The organism is Streptomyces sp. A0958 (assembly GCF_004795035.1).
Taxonomy (GTDB): domain Bacteria; phylum Actinomycetota; class Actinomycetes; order Streptomycetales; family Streptomycetaceae; genus Streptomyces.
On sequence record NZ_SSBK01000002.1, the window covers coordinates 49,765 to 70,670 of the forward strand.

Annotated in this window: 12 protein-coding genes, 1 tRNA gene and 2 pseudogenes; 8 read left to right on the plus strand and 7 right to left on the minus strand. The window is 69.3% G+C overall.

Annotated elements, in window-relative coordinates:
• Positions 1-32: 32 nt before the first annotated feature.
• Positions 33-5,306 (minus strand): DEAD/DEAH box helicase, encoded by a 5,274-nt coding sequence (locus E6P78_RS02350; RefSeq protein ID WP_136201803.1) that lies wholly within the window; start codon positions 5,304-5,306, stop codon positions 33-35.
• 245 nt (positions 5,307-5,551) lie between these two features.
• Between E6P78_RS02350 and E6P78_RS02355 the strand changes: the two genes are divergently transcribed.
• Positions 5,552-6,523 carry a serine/threonine-protein kinase gene (locus tag E6P78_RS02355; RefSeq protein ID WP_136201804.1) on the plus strand — a complete coding sequence of 324 codons (972 nt, stop codon included), beginning with the start codon at positions 5,552-5,554 and terminating at the stop codon, positions 6,521-6,523.
• Between the two features lie 147 nt (positions 6,524-6,670).
• Positions 6,671-7,813: a Fic family protein gene (locus tag E6P78_RS02360; RefSeq protein WP_168712540.1), complete on the plus strand. Its 1,143-nt coding sequence runs from the start codon at positions 6,671-6,673 to the stop codon at positions 7,811-7,813.
• Positions 7,814-7,826: 13 nt separating this feature from the next.
• On the opposite strand, the gene E6P78_RS02365 is transcribed toward E6P78_RS02360, so the two are convergent.
• Positions 7,827-9,209: a tyrosine-type recombinase/integrase gene (locus E6P78_RS02365; RefSeq protein ID WP_136201805.1), complete on the minus strand. Its 1,383-nt coding sequence runs from the start codon at positions 9,207-9,209 to the stop codon at positions 7,827-7,829.
• Between the two features lie 166 nt (positions 9,210-9,375).
• Between E6P78_RS02365 and E6P78_RS32625 the strand changes: the two genes are divergently transcribed.
• Positions 9,376-9,456: transfer RNA gene (locus E6P78_RS32625), tRNA-Arg, on the plus strand.
• 157 nt (positions 9,457-9,613) lie between these two features.
• On the opposite strand, the gene E6P78_RS02370 is transcribed toward E6P78_RS32625, so the two are convergent.
• From E6P78_RS02370 to E6P78_RS02385, 4 genes are all read right to left on the minus strand, one after another.
• Complete coding sequence (locus E6P78_RS02370) at positions 9,614-10,063, minus strand: DUF1772 domain-containing protein (protein ID WP_136201806.1); 450 nt, start codon at positions 10,061-10,063, stop codon at positions 9,614-9,616.
• Positions 10,064-10,154: 91 nt separating this feature from the next.
• Entirely contained in the window at positions 10,155-11,735 is a 1,581-nt protein-coding gene (locus E6P78_RS02375; protein WP_136201807.1) for a von Willebrand factor type A domain-containing protein, read from the minus strand.
• Between the two features lie 133 nt (positions 11,736-11,868).
• Entirely contained in the window at positions 11,869-12,747 is an 879-nt protein-coding gene (locus E6P78_RS02380) for an ABC transporter permease (RefSeq protein WP_136201808.1), read from the minus strand.
• Positions 12,744-15,407 (minus strand): alpha/beta fold hydrolase, encoded by a 2,664-nt coding sequence (locus E6P78_RS02385; RefSeq protein ID WP_168712541.1) that lies wholly within the window; start codon positions 15,405-15,407, stop codon positions 12,744-12,746. The genes E6P78_RS02380 and E6P78_RS02385 overlap by 4 nt, the downstream gene beginning before the upstream one ends.
• Before the next feature lie 175 nt (positions 15,408-15,582).
• Between E6P78_RS02385 and E6P78_RS33175 the strand changes: the two are divergent.
• Positions 15,583-15,711 (plus strand): annotated as a pseudogene (locus E6P78_RS33175) (adenylyl-sulfate kinase); the annotation flags it as partial.
• A 74-nt stretch (positions 15,712-15,785) separates the two neighbouring features.
• Here the strand turns inward: E6P78_RS33175 and E6P78_RS02395 are convergent.
• Positions 15,786-16,187: pseudogene (locus E6P78_RS02395) on the minus strand (DUF4291 domain-containing protein); the annotation flags it as partial.
• 229 nt (positions 16,188-16,416) lie between these two features.
• Here E6P78_RS02395 and E6P78_RS02400 point away from each other — a divergent pair.
• The 4 genes from E6P78_RS02400 to E6P78_RS02415 all read left to right on the plus strand — a co-directional run bounded on the left by E6P78_RS02400 (position 16,417) and on the right by E6P78_RS02415 (position 20,881).
• Positions 16,417-17,466 (plus strand): tyrosine-type recombinase/integrase, encoded by a 1,050-nt coding sequence (locus tag E6P78_RS02400; RefSeq protein ID WP_136202039.1) that lies wholly within the window; start codon positions 16,417-16,419, stop codon positions 17,464-17,466.
• A 130-nt stretch (positions 17,467-17,596) separates the two neighbouring features.
• Entirely contained in the window at positions 17,597-19,909 is a 2,313-nt protein-coding gene (locus E6P78_RS02405) for a site-specific integrase (protein ID WP_240799013.1), read from the plus strand.
• 47 nt (positions 19,910-19,956) lie between these two features.
• On the plus strand, positions 19,957-20,550 hold the full coding sequence (locus tag E6P78_RS02410; RefSeq protein WP_136201809.1) for a hypothetical protein: 594 nt from the start codon (positions 19,957-19,959) through the stop codon (positions 20,548-20,550).
• 31 nt (positions 20,551-20,581) lie between these two features.
• A complete protein-coding gene (locus E6P78_RS02415) occupies positions 20,582-20,881 on the plus strand; it encodes a hypothetical protein (protein WP_136201810.1) in 300 nt (99 codons plus the stop codon).
• The last annotated feature ends 25 nt before the right edge of the window (positions 20,882-20,906 follow it).

Genomic DNA, 20,906 nt, shown 5'->3' on the forward strand with positions numbered 1-20,906 from the left:
CGACGCTGCTGGGCGAGGCGTCCGGTCGCAGGTCAGCGGCGGGGTTCGCCGAACACCTGAGGGTACTCGGCAACCTTCTTGGACCAGTCGTCGTCGTAGCGGATGCGGACCACTTCCCAGCCGAAGTCCTTCAGCCGTTCCTCCGCCTCCTCGTCGCGCAGCACGATGTCGTCGTGGTCGTGGTGCGGGCCGTCGACGAACACCGCGATCGGGCCGAACCCGGTGTCGTACACGAAGTCCGGCTTGGACAGCGCCTCGCGCACCTTGATCTGCTGGTGGTCCGGGAGTCGGTGGCCGTGCGACCTCAGGTACTCGACGAAACGCTCCTCCAGGGTGGAGTCGGCGCCCTGCCGCAGCACGTCGGCGTGCTCGTCGCGCGAACGGCCCGGGGTGGACTCACCGACGCTGCCGTCCGCGAACGCCTGGAGCAGATCGCGCACGAGCTGCCGGTCGATAACACGGTGGTGACGCTGGTTGGCGAAGGAAAGCAGACAGTCGTAGCAACCCTTCTCACATGGGTCGCCGTTGGTCTTCTCGTCGCCACGGTCACGCCCCAGTTGATCGAAGTGGGCGATCTCCAGCGCCTTGCGCGCGGCGTGGGCCAGAGCTCCGGGCTCGGCCTGCAGACGCCGCAGCACACCCGCGCCGCCCTCCGCGCTCTCGATGAGCAGGAGGCGTTCACGCGGCCCGTCGTGCGGCGGCAGCTCCTCGGTGTCAAGTTCGGAGTCCTCCAACTGGAACTCGGCCTCGATGCCCCGCTCAAGGGCGTACTGAAGGGTGACGGCGGTGTCCCGGTCGACCGGCTCGGCCAAGTGGAGGACGAGAATGTTCCGGGTGTCCTGCACGTACGGGATCACCGGCATCTTGCGGTGGGCCTTCTCAGCGTCCGCGAGTCCTTCCTGCTCCTGGGGAGTCTCCCTGCCACCCTTCTTGGCCGCGCCGCCCGCGAGCCACTCCCCCGTCACCGGGTCCATCCAGAAGCCGATCTCGCCCTTGGCGACGGAACGACGGTAGCCGAGGTTGGTGAGCCGGATGGTGGCGCTGTCTCCGTAGGCCAGCTCGGCGAGGGCGCGGCCGGAGGCGGTCTGTGCCATGGCACGCAGTGATCCGTCGCGGCCGTCCTCGTGCTTCTTGAAGCGGTAGGAAATCTCCACCTTGTAACCGGTGCGCTGGCGCTCCTCCTCGTCGGAGGAGATCCGGTCTCGGCGGTGGGTGAAGACGGTGTGCAAATGCAGCAGACCGGTCCGCGCGTCACCGAGGCCGCTGCCGCAGCCCGTGCAGACGTCCTCGTGCTGCTCCTCCGGGGACAGATAGCCGCAGGCCCCGCACACCTTCGCGCTCTCGGTGGTCAGCTCACCCGCGCTGTCCGGCGGCAGCTGCACACGGTCCACCTTGTAGCGGCTGCCCTCGTGGTAGATGAGTGCTCCGGGCCCGAACTCGCGGATCGCGATGAACCGGGAGCGCTGCAGGTAGTCGCCGTCGTAGCCGCCACGGCTGGTGCGGCCGGTACCCGGGATGTACGCGGCGAGCGGCAGCCTGGGGAAGGAGTAGCCCGGCAGGAAGCCCTCAGAGGCGAAGTAGCGGTACGGGAAGAAGTCGGACATCACGGTCCGCTCGCCGCCCTGATCGTTGCGCAGCAGCGCGAGCTGACTCTCGGCCTGCGCACGGCGGCGCTTGGCCTGGTCCTTGGAGCGGCCCGTGGCAGTGCGGTTGAGAATGTTGCGGTGCTGGATCTCGCGCTCTTCGAGGGCTTGCCTGAAGAGGTTCTTCCAGCGCCCGCACGCCTTGCGGAAACTGCCCGGCGCGGCCTCGACCGTCTGCTCAAGCCACCGCGCGTGCCACCAGGACGTGGCGCGCAGCAGATCGCCACAGCCGTCCAGGACGGTACGGGCGCGTGCCAGGGCGCGGCGGCGGGCAGCGGGCTCCTCGATGGCCGTGGCCACCGACGACGCAAGTCTCAGCGAGGGGTGGTCGCCGTCGGCATCGATCAGCCGGGCCATACTGGTGCCGAGATCGAGCCGGGTCTCGGCGAGCCAGATCGCGTGCACGTGGGAGGCGAGCAGATCCTCGTTGGCCAGGTCCAGCCGGGGCGGGGCGACCCGGCCGGCCACCATCTGCTCGCGCCGGGTGAAGTAGTACTGGTCGTGGCTGTTGCCGGTCGCGCAGTACGTGGTCACGAGCGCGGGCTGGCCGCTGCGGCCCGCGCGGCCGGAGCGCTGCGCGTAGTTGGCGGGGGTCGGCGGCACGTTACGCAGGTTGACGGCGTTGAGGTTCTTGATATCGACGCCGAGTTCCATCGTCGGCGAGCAGTACAGGAGTGGAAGCCGAGTGCCCTCGCCGAAGAGGTCCTCGCGCTCCTGGCGGACGTCGGGGTGGACCTGGGCAGTGTGCTCTGCGGCGTGCAGACCGGCGAAGGTAGCGGCGATGTCCTGGTAGAGCCGCTTGAAGAAGGCGTTGACCCGGGGGCCGCGCTCGTCACGGTAGGTACGGCGCAGGCGGTCCACGGCGCCGTGGTCGTCGTCGCGGGCGTGCCAGCGGATGACGGTGTGGTTGATCCGGTAGCCGGGCTCCTCGCCCCGCCCCTGGGAGACCTCGGTCAGGACTCCGCCGTCGGCCAGCACACGGAGCAGGTCGCGGATGACGTCCTGGGCCTCGTCGAGGGAGAGCCCCTGTCCCCAGTCGGGGAAGGTGGTGTCCTTGCGGACATGGCGGCCGAACGCGGTGCGGCCGGTCAGGTTCAGCTCGCTGCGGCCCCGCCCGGTGCGGCCGGGACGGCCGGGCCGGGCCACGGCGAACTTAGCCGGCGGCGGCGCTGCCTCCGTGTCGGCGATCCCCCACGCGTCGTTGAGCCGCGCCGACTCCTTGCGGAGTTCGGCGAACTTGGCCTCGGTGAAGTAGGGCGTGTCCACGGCCCGTTGGCGCCGCAGCTCGTCCATGAGGACCTTGGACAGCCGGTGGCGTGCCTCGGGAGTGGCCGTGCACAGCGGACCTACAGTGTCCCGCCACCGGTCCTCGTCGCCGGCAATGGCGTCGAGCCCCCCGTACTCCAGACCAAGCAGCCCGGTCTGTTCCAGGTTGGGCATGGTGACGCGCCAGCCGCGTTCCAGGTCGAGGAAGAGACGGTACTCGGCGACCGCAGACAGTGCCTCCAGCGTGCTCTCGGCCAGCTCCTCGATCTCGGTGGGCTTGGCCGCATACTCGTGCGGGGAGAGCCCCATCACCGCCACCACGTCCTCGCCGAGCCGCTTCCAGCGCAGACCCTTGTCACCGGCGGCGACCATCGCCCGGTACAGGGCACCGCGCAGCTGCGTGACCATGACGAAGTCGTTGAAGTGGCCCGACTGCAGACTCGCGTCCTGCCGGTTGTCGACGAAGGTCAGCAACTTCCGTGCATCCTTACCGAGTTCACCCTCGGGAATACTCTTGAGGTGACGCACGATCGAGGCACTGATGACGGAGGTTGCGGTCGAGCGACCCTCCTGGTCGAGGGTCATCAGCTTGGCGAAGTCCCGCTCCTTGACCTGCTCATAGCCGACGCCGCACTCCAGGCAGAAGAGGAACGGAGCAGGCAGGTAAGCCGCGTAGATGCCACCGTTCGCCCTTCCCCCCCCGGTGCCGTCCGGGCGCACCCACACTGGCTGCGGCGCCCGCTTCCTACGGCTCGCGGTGAGCACCGGGGCGCCCTTGCGCTCGTCGAAGGTGAGCCAGCTGTCGGGGAAGCGCCGCTGCTCGATGGCGTCGCCGACCTGCTCCGGCCACGGGTTGACGGCCGAGATGTACAGATACCCCTGCTCCTCGTCCTCGTCCTCGCGCGTGCGAAAGGCGACAGAACCGTCGTCCCGCTCGTCGCGGGCGACCATCAGGTACTCCTGCCCACATTCACGGCAGAAGGACAGCGGCAGCAGGAGCTTCTCAGGAGCGTTCGGGACGCGCTGCTGATAGGTACGGGTGATGTGGCGGTCGGCCTCTCCCTCCAGGGAGACGTAGACCGACCCGCCCTTGGACAGGAACTGGTGCAGCCTGAAGGCGAACAGGGGGCGGTTATCCTCAGCTCCGCGGGCGGCCACTCCCGCCTGGAGGGTGGCCCGAATGGCCTCAGCGCACGCCGCGTACCAACGTTCCTCTGGGTCGGCCTCCTCGATACCGAACGCCTCGGAGCGCAGACGCACCGCAGCGGCCTCCACGGTGAGCGGTTCGGCACGGACCAGAAGCGTGCTGCCGTCCTCGTCCTCTGTCTCAACCAGGCCAAAGGCGGTCTCGATCCAGCGGGCCAGCGGATCGGCGGCCAGCCGCCCGTACTCAGCCGGAGGGTTGTTCTCCCTCACCCGGGCGGAGAGTTCGGATGGCGTGGGCACGGCGTCGCCAGTCGCCCGCACTAGGGTCTCACCGATCACCCTATTCGGGGAGATCTCCGTGTCGAAGAGACTGGAGGCGACACGGGCCGCCTCGCTGCGGCGCGCGGTGGGGGTGCCCTCGGTGGCCATCGTCGCGGACGTGCCCACGCACTGCATGCTGGGTGACTCGCATGCCTCGCGTACGCGCCGCACCAGCACGGCGACGTCGGCGCCCTGCCGCCCCCGGTAGGTGTGCAGCTCGTCGAGGACGAGGAAGCGCAGGCCCTTGGCAGCCCCGATGAGCTTCTCGCGCTCCTTGGGCCGGGTGAGCATCAGCTCCAGCATCACGTAGTTGGTGAGCAGAATGTCCGGCTTGGACTCGCGGATGGCCTCCTTCTCGTCCTCCCTCTCCTGACCGGTGTAGCGGGCATAGGTGACCGGCTCGTTACCCTCGCCGTATCCGGCGGTGAGGAACTTCGCCAGCTCACGCTCCTGGCTATTGGCGAGGGCGTTCATCGGGTAGACGATGATCGCCTTGATGCCGGGCGCGGCGCCGGCCTCCTTCTCGCGCAGCACCCGATCGACGATCGGCACGATGTAGCCGAGGCTCTTACCGGAGCCGGTACCGGTGGTCAGGACGTACGACTCCCTGGAGCCGGCCGCCTTGATCGCCTCGAGCTGGTGCTGGTGGAAGCGGATCGGACGGACAGAGGCGCCCCGCTCGTCCTTGCCCGTACGGAAGATGTCCGCGCACGCGGGGTGCAGCAGCCCCCCCGGCCGCGCGAGATCCTCGACCGAACCACCAGATGCGAAGCTCGGGTTGAGGGAGAGATAAGGGTCGGGCCACTGGTCTCCGTCGGCGAGCGACTTCGCCACCTGGGCGTCGATGCGGGCGTCGTCGATCACCACCGATCCGGATGTGTACTCCTTGTAGTCCCGGATGAGCCGCTGGTGCACCTTGAAGACGTCCACGTATTCCCCACTTGTTCCCGAGGCGGTACGGAGCAACGGTAGCCACCCGCCAGCCGCAGTGCGCCACACTCCCCTGAATCGTACGTCGCACATCACAACATGCAACTGTGAACTTAGTCAATGAATATTTATCACGAAGATGTCGGCTCACGAAACGATGCACCCATGCCACACTCTGTCCGACGCGCCCGCCTGCGCAGGCACGTCGAGCCTCGAAGACGGACGCGGACGGAGTCGCCCCGCACATGGACATCGGACCTGTGATCGCCAAGCGCTACCGGATCAAGCGGGAGATCGGCTCCGGCGGGATGGGGGTCGTCTGGCTCGCCCACGATGAACACCTCGGCCGCGACGTCGCACTCAAGACCATGAACACTCTCCCTGGCCTGACTCAGGACCAGCGCGCCCGGGACGCCGAACGCTTCCGACGCGAGGCCCGCGCCGCCGCGCGCCTCGACCACACGGGTATCGCGACCGTCTACGACCTCGGCGAGGAACGCGACACACGTTTTCTGGTCATGCAGTACGTGACCGGCATCGACCTTGAGGACCGGATCGCCGAGCAGGAGCGACTGAGCATCGAGGAAGCCGCTTCAGTTGGGGTGCAGATCGCCTCCGTCCTCGGCTCCGTACACGCTCGCGACGTGGTCCACCGCGACCTCAAGGGCCGCAACGTCATCATCCGCACCGACGGCGTGGTCAAGGTCCTCGACTTCGGCGTCGCCGCTTTCCTGGAACCCGGCACCGCCAAGCTGACCACTACGGGCGAACGGCCGGGCAGCCTGGAATGCATGGCACCCGAACAGATCCTGGGCAAACCCGTCGACCACCGCACGGACCTGTACGCGCTCGGCTGCCTGCTCCATAAGATGCTCACCGGCGAACCCGTCTTCGAGCATCGCTCGGAACTGATGATCCCCGGCCTGATCCTCGACCACCCGCCGATCCCTCTGCGCGACCTGCGTCCCGATACCCCCTCGGACCTGGAAACCCTCGTGCTCGAACTCCTCTCAAAGGCACCGAACGACCGCCCGGCCCACGCCGGCGAGGTCTGGCGGCGGCTCGCCGCCTGGCTCCCCGAACGCGGCGACCCGGCAGCTGCACTCACCCCCTGGACCGAGGTCGACCCACTGCGCCCCTTCCGGCACCCGATGGGGCCGGATGCACGTCCGGTCCGCTCATGGGCAAGACCTTCACGACCGGGGCGGCCGGACTAATACCTGCATCCACCACCTGCACCGCAGGAGAAGGGGAGGCTGCACGCCACAACCAGAAGCCACAGCAGCGACGGAGCTGCAGGCCAGGGCAAAGACTCACATCAGCGCCAGGTTGACTCCGTGACACAATTATCATGTCATGAAGTCATGCTGTACGTAACGCCCTCCCTGAACGCCGACGACCGCCGAGCCCTCGACGAGATCGAGAGCATGCGCCGCTCCCTGCGCCACATGCTCCGCGCCACCCCTCGCTGGACCCGTCAGCTGCGCCGCAACCTCACCGCCCGTGCAATCGCCGGATCGAACACCATCGAGGGGTACGCGGCGACGGTCGATGACGTGGAAGCCCTCATGTCGGGTGAAGAACCCCTGGAGACCGGGGAGAAGACTCGTGCCGAATTGGAGGGCTACCAGCGCGGCATGACCTACATCCAAGCCCTCGCCGATGCCGGAGACGACTTCCGCTACGACGCCGGCCTGCTCAACGGCCTGCACTTCATGCTCCAGGGCCACCACCTCGACAAACGCCCCGGCCGCTGGCGCGACGGACCCGTCTACGTCACCAGCCCCGACGACCCCTTGGTCCCCGCCTACACCGCACCGGACCAGACAGACGTCCCCGCCCTGATGACGGAGTTCATCGATTGGCTCAACGGGGGCGACCTCGACGCACCCGTCCACGTCCGCGCCTCCATGGCCCACCTCAACCTCGTCAAGATCCATCCGTGGAAAGACGGCAACGGGCGCATGTCTCGCGCCCTGTCCACTCTGGTGTTCTCCCGCGAGGCTCTGATGCCGCCCGAATTCTCCTCCATCGAGGAATGGCTCGGCCGGGGACAGAACACCTACGCCTACTACCAGATCCTGGAGGAGGTCGGCGGACCGCACTGGAGCCCCGAGCGGGATACCCGCCCCTGGATCCGGTTCTGCCTGACCGCCCACCACCGCCAGGCCCAGCAGGCCCAGCGCCGCTTCGATGTCATGTCGCGGGCCTGGACCCGCCTGGTCGAAGGTGTCGAGGCCGCTGGCATGGACGAGCGGGTCGTCTACGCCCTGCTGCCCGCGTTCTCGGACGCGAAGGTCCGCCGCACCGTCTACCAGCAGGACGCCGACCTCAGCGACCAGCAAGCCATCCGCGATATCCGGGAGCTCGTGGCCCGCGGCTGGCTCGTCCCCCATGGACAGGCACGCGCCCGCTACTACGCCCCCGGACCCCTCATGGACCCAGTCCGGGACGAGGTCCGCCAGTCCATGGAGCCGTACAGGGACCCATATCGACGGGAGCGGTGACCCTCATCGGCGATCACGCGATCAAGGGGGCCGCGGCGTCCGGCATCTCGTCGAGTCGCTGCCGCAGATCCTGCTCTTGACCACTGATGCACTGCGCGTACGTGGCGAACAGCATGGCAACGCTGGTGCCGGCCCACTCAGCCACCTGAGCAGGCGGAATGCCGTTGTTCAGCCACATCGTCAGCCTGGTGTGCCGAAGGTCGTATACGCGTCGTCCTGTCGGTGACGCGTATACATGGGGTGGCAGGGTTGCCCTGCGGGCGTGGTCCCACATACGGCGGTAGACGGAACCGGCGAGAACTCCGCCGTGTTCCCCGGGAACGAGTCGATCGTCGGGGAGCAGGCCCGCCTCCTGGATACGCGATCGCAAGAGGGTGGACAGGGTCGGAGGGCACGGCACTATGCGTGTTTCGCCCTCTGCTCTGGCTTTCAGACGTCGCTGATCGTGCCGGGTTCCACTGTCGGTCCACGTGCGCCCGATCTCGGGCTCGGCGGTGTGGACCACGATGTCGGCCCACCGCCCTACCAACGAGGCAGGCAGGACAAGGTCCGAGACACGCAGCGCTACCGCTTCTTCCGGGCGCAGCCCCGTGAAGTACAGCGTGGCGAAGAATGCTTGCAGTCTTTGCCCGCTGCGTGGCCGGCCGCGAATCCAGTTGAGGAGCTGCGCAGCCTGCCTCTCGTTCAGCAGACGGCGTCGGTCGATCGCACTGGTAGACCGCTGTGTGAGGTTCCGCGACTCGGGAACAGGGTCGGACGGCAGAATGCCGCGGACGATCGCGTACCTCATCAGCAAATGCAGGACCCGTCGATGCCGCTGCACGGACGAAGCGGCCGCCCGTCCCCCGTCCAGCAGCGTTCCCAGTACCAGTAGCACGTCCTGGACGATGAGCGGATCGGTCCAGGCGTCCATGGTCGGAGTGTGCCGTCGCACCCAGCCGAGCACCGCGACCACGTCATCCGGGGCCTCGCCGCGGCGATTGGTATTGAAAGCCCAATCGCTCAGGGCCGTGCGGACCCGGCGGGAAGGGACGCCCGGTGGATCCCGGTCCATCAGCGCAGTGGTGACGATCATCAGCGTGCGCGCAGTGTTCTTCCGGTGATTCGCCGACACACGTGGCCACTGGGCGTCCACGAACTGGACGGCGAAGTCGTACCACCCGACCATGGATGCTCTCGGCTCATGTCGATCCGGCAGGCCGGTCGACATGTTGAACGGCTCTCCGGCGTGCGTCGCGGTCACCAGCTCCGCTCGGAAACCGTCGGCCAGCGCGAATGTCTGGAACGTCTTGCGATGGCGCGTTCCAGCGACGGCCCAGCGGACCCCGTAGGACTCGCGCAGCTTCCCGGAGCCCCGCTCGATCTGCCAGACCCTGACGTCAAAGGTGGTATCCATGGTCGGCACCTCGATCAGGTCTCGCCCGTGGCGCCCCTCGTCAAGGAAACGGGTCCTTGAATCGCTACAGACTCTCCCTCCATGGTCCCACCAGCAGTCGGCGAGCAAGATCGTCCCACATGCGTCCCCCCAAAACGGCTGACGATGCATCACTGGGTCACAAAATGCCAGGTCAGGACGGTAGAGATAACGTTGGAGTAAGTGCCTTCTAAGCACTTGGCCGCAGGTTCGAGTCCTGCCGGGGGCGCCTCAGCCCAGCTCATGCCTACCAGGCCCTCCCCCGGGAGGGCCTTCGTCCTGGGGGCGACAGGTATCCGAGCGGCAGGCCCTTCGCGCAGCAGATCACAGCACGGTAGCGAGGCCCGCGTAGTGGCGGCATAAACCCGGTTCGGCGCCTGCCGGTTTCAGGTCGCGGCCACCGCCAGCAGGACGAAGGCCAGGAGCGAGAGCGCGGTCCGGAAGTAGTGGTGGGCGTTCCAGCGGGCTTCGAACGCCGCGCGGGCCGCGGTGTCGTCGCCGCCCTCGGAGTCGGCGAGCGCCTTGTTCAGCGGGATGTTGCCGGCGATCGTGACCAGGTGGGAGACGACGGCGCAGGCCAGCGCCAGGGTCAGCAGCGGCCAGCCCCGCTCGCCGGTCTCCGTGAGGATCGGGACCACCGGGAAGGCGACCGCGCCGAGGAAGATCACGAGGAAGACCGGGCCGGGCACCTTCTCGTTGAAGCGGCGCATCGCCGTGGTGAAGTCCTCGTCGGACAGAGCGGCCAGACCGGGCATCACCGCGATGAGGAACGTCAGCAGGAAGCCCGCGTAGAGACCGGTCGCGATCAGGGCGAGGGTGAGGAACAGGGAGGCCATGGGGCCATGATGGCCTGCGGGAAGCGGCCACACCGTCGGATTTCGCAGATGTGTGCGAACCGTTCCCCTCGGGCCCGCTGCCGAGTGCCCGTCAGTCCATCTCGCCCTCCGCGTCGTCTCCCCCGCCGTCCCGGTCACCGCTCCTGAGCCGGTCCGCGCGGCCGATCGCGTCGGCCAGCTCGGTCACCGAGTCGTCCTCCGTGGCCGTGGCCAGCTTCCGGGCGCGGGAGGCGAGTTCGCCGAGGGCGGGGGTGCCCGGGAGGCTGCTGCCGCGCAGGGTGTCCGCGAAGTACGCGGCGACCGCCGTCACTTGGAGCCGGGCGCTCCTGCCGCCCCACAGCTTGCCGCCGATCGCGCCGGTCTCCACGGAGCCGGTCCTCTCGTGCGGGGCGCGGGTCCTGGGGTCGAGCCAGCGTACGGTCGCGGTGGCCACATGGCCGGACGCGCCCTCGCGCAGGTGCACCGCGTACAGGGCGGTGACCGTGTGGCCGGGGCCGACCTCGCCGCCGTCCACGCTGTCGTCGCGGAAGTCCTCGTCGGCGACCTTGCGGTCCTCGTAGCCGACCACCTTGAACTTCTCGACGGTCTTCGGGTCGAAGGCGACCTGGGCCTTGGCGTCGCGGGCCGTCAGTTCGAGGTGGGCGGGGAGCTGGTCGACGAAGACCTTGCGGGCCTGTTCCTCGTCCGCGATGTACGTGGTGTGGCCGTCGCCCTTGTTGGTCAGCCGTTCCATGAAGGCGTCGCCGTAGTCGCTGCCGACGCCGACGCCGAACAGGGTGATGCCGTGGTCGCGGCGGGCCGAGTCGATCCGTTCGAGGATGACGTCGGCGTCGGTTTCGCCGGTGTTGGCCAGCGCGTCGGAGAGCAGGACGACCCGGTTGTTGGCGCCCTTGCGGCGGCCCTCCACCGCTTCCTCGTACCCGCGCCGCACGCCCGCCCCCACGTTGGTGGAGTCGGCGGGTTCCAGCGAGTCGACGGCGTCGTGGACCGTGCCGCGGTGGCCGCGCAGGCGGGTCATGGGCAGGACGGTCGCCGCCTCGTCGCTGAAGGTGACCAGGGAGACCGAGTCGTCGTCCCGCAGCTCGTCGGTGAGGATGCCGAGCGAGGTCTTCACCAGCCCGAGGCGGTCGGGCGAGTTCATCGAGCCCGAGATGTCGACCACGAAGGTGAGGGCGGCCGGGGGCCGTTCGGCGGTGGTGGGGGCGGCCTTGGTGGCCAGGCCGACCCGGACCAGTGACCAGTCGCCGTCCTCGCCGCCGGCCCGGGCCCCGTCGACGGAGACCGAGAAGCCGTTGCCTTCGGGGCGGTGGTAGCCCTGGCGGAAGCTGTTGACGAACTCCTCGGGCCGTACGGTCTCCGGGCCGGGCAGCCGGCCGTCGGCGAGGGTGCGGCGCGCGTAGCCGTACGAGGCGGTGTCCACGTCCAGGGCGAAGGTGGAGAGGTAGTCGGGCGGGGCGGACTCCTTCAGTCCGTCCGCCTTGTCCGCCCCCTCCTCGCCCTTCGCACCGTCCTCGGCCGTGCCGCCGGTGTAGGCGGGTGCGGGCGCTCCCCCCTGCCTCCGGGCGGACGCCGTGTCCCGGCCGCCCGTCTCCCCCGAGCAGCCGGTGAGCAGCACGCCGGCCGCGACCAACAGCCCCAGCGCGCCTCGGTACCCCCGTGTGCGGCGTTCCATGCCGTAACCCTTTGTGTCGTCACGTCAGCACTGGTGAATGTGACGTGCGAGCGGGCTCCGCGGACCGGTCGAAAGCGTTGCGGAACGGTTTCGATGCGGCAACGGCGGGCGGTTGGCCGACGGAATGTCGAGGTCAGGACACGATGTCCTTACGGCTGAACCCTCGGAAGGCGAGAGCGAACAGGATCAGGGCATACGTCACCGATACGGCCGCGCCCTTCACCATGCCGCCCCACTCGATGCCGGGCTGGAGCGCGTCCGCCCAGGCGAACTGCCAGTGGGCGGGCAGGAAGTCGCGCCAGGAGCCGAGCGCGGTGACCGCGTCCAGCACATTGCCGACGATGGTCAGCCCGACCGCTCCGCCGACCGCGCCGAGCGGGGCGTCGGTCTTCGTGGACAGCCAGAACGCCAGCCCGGCGGTCACCAGTTGGGACACGAAGACGAACGCCACGACGAGCGCGAGGCGCGGCACCGCGTCCCCGGCCGCCAGCGCACCCCCGGTGGGCAGTTCGAGCGGCCCCCAGCCGTACGCGGCCGCCCCGGCGGCCAGCGCGACGAGCGGCAGCAGCACCATCGCGGCGAGGCTGAAGCCGAGCGCGACGACGAGCTTGCTCCACAGCAGCCTGGCCCGGGGCACGGGCGCGGCCAGCAGGTAGCGCAGCGAGGACCAGCTCGCCTCGGAGGCCACGGTGTCTCCGCAGAACAGCGCGACCGGGACCACGAGCAGGAAGCCCGCCGAGACGAACAGGCAGGTCGCGGCGAAGTTCGCGGCGGACGCAGTCGCGGTGTCCATCAGCGTGATGCGCTCGGCGCCCCCGGGGCCGCCGTCCGGGGTGCCGCCGATCGCGAAGGCGATGATCAGGATGAACGGCAGTGCGGCCAGCACCCCGCCCATGAGCTGGGTGCGCCGTCTGCGCAGCTGCCGGACCGCCTCGACGCGCAGCGGGAGCGTGTGGCGGGCGCGGTAGCCGGGCGCCTCGGGGGCCGCGGCGAGGTCGGCTGCGGTACTCATGCGGTGCCTCCGGAGATCAGGGTGAGGAAGGCGTCCTCCAGGCGGCGGTGCGGGCCGACCCCTGTGAGCGGCACGTCGAGGCGTACCAGTTCGGCGATCAGCTGCGGCGAGGTCGCCCCGTCGAGCCGGACCAGCAGCCCGTGCCCGTCGTCGGTGCGGACGGCGGAGCCGATGCCCGGCAGGTCGGCGATCTTCTCCACGAGGGGTTCGGTGAGCGCGTCGGCGGCGGTGACCAGGAGCATGTCGCCGGAGCCGGTGATCTCGGCGACCGGGCCGGCCTGGACGAGCCGGCCTCGGTCCATGACGACCAGGTGGGTGCAGGACTGCTCGACCTCGGACAGGAGGTGGCTGGAGACGATGACGGTACGGCCGCCGGCCGCGTACCGGATCATCACGTCCCGCATCTCGCGGATCTGCGGCGGGTCGAGCCCGTTGGTCGGCTCGTCCAGGATGAGCAGGTCCGGCATGCCGAGCATGGCCTGGGCGATGGCGAGGCGCTGCCGCATGCCCTGGGAGTACGTGCGCACGGCACGGGCCAGGGCGTCACCGAGGCCGGCGATCTCCAGGGCCTCGTCGATGCGCGCGTCCTCGTCGGGGCGCCCGGTGGCCTTCCAGTACAGCTCCAGGTTGGCGCGGCCGGACAGGTGCGGCAGGAATCCGGCGCCCTCCACGAAGCAGCCGACCCGGGACAGCACGGGCGCGCCGGGCCGGATGGCCCGCCCGAAGACGCGGATCTCTCCGTCGTCGGGGGTGATGAGCCCCATGAGCATGCGCAGCGTGGTGGTCTTGCCGGCGCCGTTGGGGCCGAGGAGGCCGAGCACCTGCCCCTTCTCGACACGGAAGGAGAGGTCGCGGACGGCGTACCTTTCGGCGGACTTGGCGTACCTCTTCGACAGGCCGGTGATCTGGAGCGGTACGTCGGCGAGCGCGGGATCGGGCGCGGGGGTGGCGGTACGGCGCCGGGCGGTGAGCAGCAGGGCGGCGGCGATCACGACGGCGGCGGCCGGGAGCCCCCAGGTCCACCAGGGCAGCGCGGCCGATGCGGTGGCGAGCGCGGGGGCGGTGGGGATGGTCAGGGGGCCGTCGAGGGAGACGGTGTACGTGGCCGGCTCGGCCGGGGACGCGTAGCCGAGGTCGGTCGAGGAGAGCACGAGGCGGAGCCGGTGGCCCGCGTCGAGCGCGTGGTCGACGGCGGGCAGGGTCAGCTCCAGGGGCTTGCCCTGCTGTGCGGGGGTGATCCGGTAGGGGGCGGCGAGCTGGGCGGGCAGCACCTGCTGCTTGCCGTCCGGGGACACGTCGTACACCTTGCCGAACAGCACCGCGTCGCCCTTGTCTGCACGCACGGTCACCCGCACGGTGGGTGCGCCGGTGATGCGGCGCGAGGTGGTCAGCGGGGCGGAGTCGAAGTGGGCGTACTGGCCGGGGAAGTCGAGGGAGAGGCCGCCGACACCGAGGGTGGACAGCTGGGCGAGTGAGCCGCCGACTCCGGGGACGGCGGAGATGGCCGGCGGGTTGCCCCCGGCGGGATTGGACACCTTCTGGGTGGTGCCGTGCAGTTCGACGGGCTCGCCGCCGCTGTGCAGGCCGGGGTAGGTGTCGCTGCTCGCGCCGCGGGTGAGGGCGGCGCCGTCGGTGGAGTCGATGCCGCCGGTCCGGGTGACGCGGAAGGCGGGGCCGGTGTCGGCGCCCTCTTCCCCCTTCAGATAGCGGTCGAACCAGTTCCCGATCCTCTTTCGCACCCGGCCGGTCTCCATGTCGCCGCCGTCGTGTCCGCCGGCGATCCAGTCGACGGAGACGGGGGCGCCGTTGGCCGCGATGGCCTTGGCCATGGCGTCGGCCTGGCCGAGCGGGAAGAGGGAGTCGGTCTGACCCTGCACGATCAGCGCGGGGACCTTGATGCGGTCGGCGACGGCGCTCGGGGACCGTTCGGTGAGCAGGGTGCGCGCGGCGGTGTCCGGTTTGCCGCTGACGGCGACCCGGTCGTACAGGTCGCACAACTGCTTGTCGAAGTTCCCGCAGCCGCCACCGCTGTTGACGAAGATCCCGGTCCAGAGTTTCTTGAACACCCCGTCGGGGAACAGCGCGTCGGCGAGGTTCCAGTAGGTGATCTGCGGGGCGATGGCGTCGACGCGGTGGTCGTACCCGGCGGCCAGGAGCGAGATGGCGCCCCCGTACGAGGCCCCGGTGACGCCGACCCGGGGGTCGCCCTCGGCGTCGAGCCGCACCTCGGGCCGGCCGGCGAGCCAGTCGATCAGCCGGGAGACGTCCTTGACCTCGCGGTCGGGGTCGTTGAGCCCGATCTTGCCGCCGGACTTGCCGAAGCCGCGCGCGGACCAGGTGAGCACGGCGTACCCGTCGGCGGCCAACTGTTCGGCCTGGGCCCGGGTCTCCGCCTTGCTGCCCCCGAATCCGTGGCCGATGAGCACGGCGGGGCGGCGCTCGGTGCCGCCGGTCGTGAAGTACGAGGTGTCGAGGGACACCCCGTCGACGCGCATCATCCGGTCCTCGCGGTGCACGGCCGGTGCGCTGTCGTCGGCCACCGCCGTCCAGGTGCCCGCGCCGGCCAGCACGAGGAGCGCGGCCACGCCCGCCGCCCACCGGCCTCGGGTGCGGGGCAGCAGGCGCCGCCACCGGGACGTACGCGCAACAGGGGTCTCCATGGGTCGAGCCTATGCGGCCCGCCACCTGGCCCGGCCTGCCGTCAGGCGGAAGTCCCGGGCATCCTCCAGGCGTACGCCACCGCCCCCGCGTACTCCGCACGCGGTATACGACAGCGGCTTCGCGCCCGCGCCAATTGCGTCGCGTACCGCCCCGGCGGTCTGGAACGCCGCCGCCATGGATCAACCGGGGGTACTGCTGATCGGCGGACGCGCGGGCGCGGGGAAGACGACGGCGGCCTGGGAGGTGTCGACGCGGCTGCGGGAGGCCGGGGCGGCGCACGCGGCCGTGGACGGCGACTCCATGAGCGCGGTGGGGAGGGCGGCCTGGTCGGTGGCCGGCGCCACGGGCAGCGGGGTGCCCTGCGGGAGGGGGTACGCGGTCTCCTCGGGCAGCAGTGCGGCCGCCGCGTCCGTGCGGCCCGCCCGGACCAGCTCGTGGATCTCCCGGGCCGCCGGAGTGACATCGCGGATCGCGACCGTCCACTCGTCCGCGTACCGCCGCGACGCCTCCCCCGCCAGGCCGAGCTGGAGCGAGCGGTACGGGAGCCGGTTCAGGTGCAGGTCGCGCTCGGGGTCCCACTGGACGCGGGCGGGGGCGCGGCGCAGGTCGCGCTGCCAGGTGGCGCGGTCGGGGTGCACGCCCCGTTCGTAGTGCGAGAGTTCGGCGTGGGCGAGGGCCCAGTCGAAGCCCTCACGGATGATCTCGACGGCGAGGACGGTCTCCTGGCCCTCCTTCGAACCCCAGCCGCAGCGGTACATCATCCACAGGAAGCTCGGCTTGGTCAGTTGACTGCACTAGCTCAGGCCACGGCTCGACTCCGTGACCTTGGTTCACGAGCATTCGGGGGTGCATGAAGCTCCTTCGATTCATCGAGATCTGATTGACGGCCGGGTACGGCTGCCCCGGATGGGGGCGGTGGTAGAAGGCGAATCACCTTCGTTGCCGTGGCGGGTGGTGGATGCTGCTGGTCGGGAGATCGAGCCGGTCAGCAGTTACCTTCGGGACCGGATGCTGGGCGATGTCAGTCCGCTGACATGTCGCAGCTACGGCTTTGACCTGCTGCGCTGGTACCGGGTGCTCTGGGCACTGGATGTGGGCTGGGAGCAGGCCACCGAGGCGGAGACCGCCGCGTTGGTGGGCTGGCTTCGTTCGGCTCGCAACCCACAGCGCCAGCGCCGGGCAGGTGGCCACCGGGCCGGGACGGTGAACCCGAAGACGGGCAAGCCGACGCTTCGGGCGGGGTACGCGCCGGCGACCATCGCTCACAACCTTTCGGCAGTTCATGGGTTCTACGCCTTTCACCTGCACTTCGGCCGGGGGCCGGTGGTGAATCCGGTGCCTGAGAACAGGGCACGCCGTGCTGCGCTCGCGCACCTGTCGCCGATCGAGGCTCGGGCCGCGTACCGGCGCGGCCGGCTGCGGCCGAAGGTGCCTGCCCGGCAACCGCGGGCACTGCCCGATCACCAGTGGGACGAACTGTTCACGCAGATGAAGTGCGCACGGGACCGGGCATTGCTGTCCTGCTACGTCTCGTCTGGCGCCCGAGCATCCGAACTACTCGGGGTCGAACTCGGAGACGTCGACTGGACCAAGGGCCATTTGTGGGTGATCTCCAAAGGCAGCCGGGCCCGACAACCGGTTCCGGTATCGCCCGAGGCCCTCGCCCACCTCGCCGCCTACCTGGAGGAGGCCGGGCTCCCACCCGACGGCATGCCGCTCTGGCGCACCCGCCGCGGCCAGCCGAGACCGCTGACCTACTGGGCGGCCCGCCGCATCATTCAGCGCGCGGACGAAGCGATCGGGGCGAACTGGACGCTGCACGACCTGCGGCACACCGCCGCGACCCGACTCGCCCGCGACCCGGAGCTGACACTGGTGGAGGTGCAGACGATCCTGCGACATGCCCATATCAGCACCACGGCCCTTTACACCGTGGTCGGGCTGGACGACCTGGTGGACAAGCTCGCAGAGCACTACGCACGGCCGGTCCAGCCGACCACGTGGCCGCAGCGATACGAGGCGAACGACATCGAGGCGGTGTTCGGTGCCGGGCGCTAAAGTCGGCGACAGCCTGCGGCTCCAAGGCCCGACGACCAATCGAGTCCGCCGTCATGAGAGTGCCGAAGGCCGGGTGGCGACCGGAAACTTCGAGCCTACTGCCATCGTTCCCGCCCCTCCGCCACGGCCGATGCGGCCGCCTCGCTCGCTTGGGGACTTCGCGACGGCCTCGGTGGAGGAGATCATCGAGGTGGTCATCGGGCACTTCCTGCCTGCCGGCTCCAAGACGTGGCGAGCACGTCAAGAAATGCAGGAGTTCCTCGGCTATCTGACCGGTTTTCCCGGAGATACCTGGCAGGAGCGCTGGGAAGCGGCCGGCCACGATGCGGGCATTCCCGTCGGCCGGGTCGCTGGGGACGACCGTGCCCTGAGTCGTCGGCTGAGCGCGGCGGCGGGCCGTTGCTTCGCCATGCGGTTGATCCGACCCACGCTGCTGGGCCTGCGCTCCAACACCTTCACCCGCTACACCCCGTGGTTCCGCAGCATCGCGAATGATCCGTGGCTGGAGGAGTTCTGCGAGCGGGTCGATCAGCTGCCCGTCGGCTCCTCTCGTCGTGGCCGGGCGAAGTCCGACGTCTGCTACGCGTTGACGGTCTTCGGGATCGACCTGGATGGGCTCACGCCCGAGGCCCTGCTGCACTACGCCGTCGAATGCCGAGCCCATGCTCTGGCCGGGGAAGACGCCGAGTCGGGCACCTTCTCCGGAACACTGGCTTGGCCGGTGTTGCACGAGATGGGGCAGTTTCCGCGCTCCGCTCCGCGAACTCTGCGGGCTGCTGTCACCCGGGGGCAGTTGTCGATCGAGGAAGCCGTGGACCGCCATCAGCTGCGCAACCGCGAGGTGCGGGACCTGTTGGTGGAGTACGTACGCCGCCGCTCCGCCGAGCTGGACTACTCGACCCTGCGGCACCTGATCACCCGCCTGGTCAAGACGTTCTGGAAGGTGATCGAGGAGATCAATCCTGAGCAGGCCGACCTGCGGCTGTCGGAGGAGACCTTCACACAGTGGAAGGAGAAGCTGCTGGTCCTGCCCGGTGGCAAGCCGCGCTTGGACATGGACGGCCCGCTGCTGGCGGTCCGGTCCCTCTACCTCGACCTGCACACCTGGTCCGTCGCCGAGCCCGAGCGGTGGGCGAAATGGGTCGCGCCCTGCCCGGTCCGGGACGCCGACCTGCGTCACTTCCAGCTGCGTCGACGCCGCCTCAACGAACGGATCGCCAACCGCACGCGAGTCCGCCAGCCGCTGCTGCCAATCCTCTCCCAGCACGTCAACGACACCTGGCACCAGCGCAGAGAACTGCTCAAGGCCGCGCAGAGCGTGAACCCCGGCGAAGAGTTCGTACACGACGGCACCACGTGGCTTCGAGTGTCCTGCAACGAGCGCCACAACCGGCCACCAGTCCGTGTGGTCAACCGTTCCACTGGCGACCTCGTACGCGTCTCCCAGGACGAGAACGCCGCGTTTTGGCAGTGGGCCGTCGTGGAGACACTCCGGCTGGCCGGCCTGCGCGCCGAGGAACTCACCGAACTGAGTCACCTCAGCGTCCGGCAGTACCAGCGCCCGAACGGCGAGGTCGTCGCGCTCCTGGTCGTCAGCCCGTCCAAGAGCGACCGTGAACGCGTCATCCCCATGTCGGCCGAGCTGTTCCACGTCATCGCCCAGGTCATCCGCCGCCATCGCGAGGAACACGGCACCGTCCCGGTCTGCGCCCGATACGACCTGCACGAGAAGGTGTGGAGCGAGGAGCTGCCCTACCTCTTCCAGACCGTCCACAGCAGCAGCCAGCGCGGCATGTCCAGCACGACGGTGTGGCGCATCGTCCGACGTGCGTGCAATGACTTGGCCGCCACGCACCCGGAGTTCGCCAACGTGCACTTCGCCCCACACGACTTCCGACGGCTGTTCGCGACCGAGCTGGTGAACAACGGTCTGCCCATTCACATCGGTGCCGCCCTGCTCGGGCACCTCGACATCCGCACCACCCGCGGCTACGTCGCGGTCTTCGACGAGGACGTCATCAGCCACTACCACCAATTCCTCGCCCGACGCCGAGGAACGCGACCAGTGGAGGAGTACCGGGAGCCCACCCGGGACGAGTGGGAGGACTTCCAGGAGCATTTCGACAAGCGCCGCGTGGAACTCGGCTCCTGTGGTCGTCCCTACGGCACTCCGTGCGCGCACGAACACGCCTGCATCCGCTGCCCGATGCTCAACATCAACCCGAAGATGCTGCCTCGCCTCAACGAGTTGGAGGAGGACCTCCTCGCCCGTCGCAAGCGAGCTGTCGAAGAGGACTGGCGCGGCGAGATCGAAGGTCTCGATCTGACGCTCACCTTCTTGCGGAGCAAGCGCGAGCAGGCCCGCCGCTTCCAGCGCAGCGATCCTGTCTCCCTCGGAATGCCTCCGATCCCGCATCAGAAACCCCAGGCCACAGACAGGTGAGCAGCGCTGCGAACACCAGAATCGCGGCCTGGGTCAGAATCGGGGGCATGGATGTTCCCAAGCTGCTGGAAGCTGCTTCCCTGCTCGTTCCCGAGGACATCGCCACCGAGAACGACATCACGGTGGCCGATGTCTGGGAGTACCTCACCCAGGACGAGTGGGAGGTGGCTCTCGGGCTGCTGGAGGAACTCGGAGACGTCCAACCGCTTCCACTCAGCTTCTGGGAAGCCCTGGCCACCGCCGCCGAACAGATGCGGATGGAGAAGAGTGCGGCCTGGTGCCACTGGCGCTGCTACGAGACGCGCAACGGCATCATCCGAGCCGAGCTCACCCTCCGCCCGGCCGCCGAAGCCCGACGGCAGACGCCCATCTCCGGCGCCGGCGTCCTGCGACCGATGTGGAACATCGGAAACCGAACCCCGACCGGCGAACCTGCCCTCAACATCGCCATGCTCTGGGTTGAGTGCACGCCCTTCCTCGAACCTGGCGGGCGCGCCTCGGTGCGACTCGCGCCCCTTGACCCTCAGCAGTGGCAGCACCTTGAGCCCGGCCAAGTGATCACCATGCACGAGGACCGATCCGTGGCCGGGACGGCAGTCGTCCTGGAGGTTCAGGGACCTGCGGCCACGCCCACGGCATAGAGTCGAACGATCAGCAGCGCGGGAGGGGCACATGGCGGAACAGAGTTGGCAGCTCAGACAGGGTAAGCGGCTGGTGGGAACCTTGGCCCTCGAAAGCGGCGACATGTTCTGGTCTGACTGTCGCTTCGAACCCGGCCCAGCTTGGGAAGGGCTTGCTCCCCTGTTCGCCGCGTCCCGTGATGCCTGGCGCCGTGGTGACGAGGATGCGGCCTTGGCCGCAGACGAGACGATCTACGCCCAAGACCTTGTCCTCGTTCCAGACAGCGGCGGCGCCCCGATCACGGAGTTCCTGATTCGGATCGAGGGGGAAGTCGCCCGATTCCGTCACTGATCCGACGCAGTGACGCTCCTTCGGA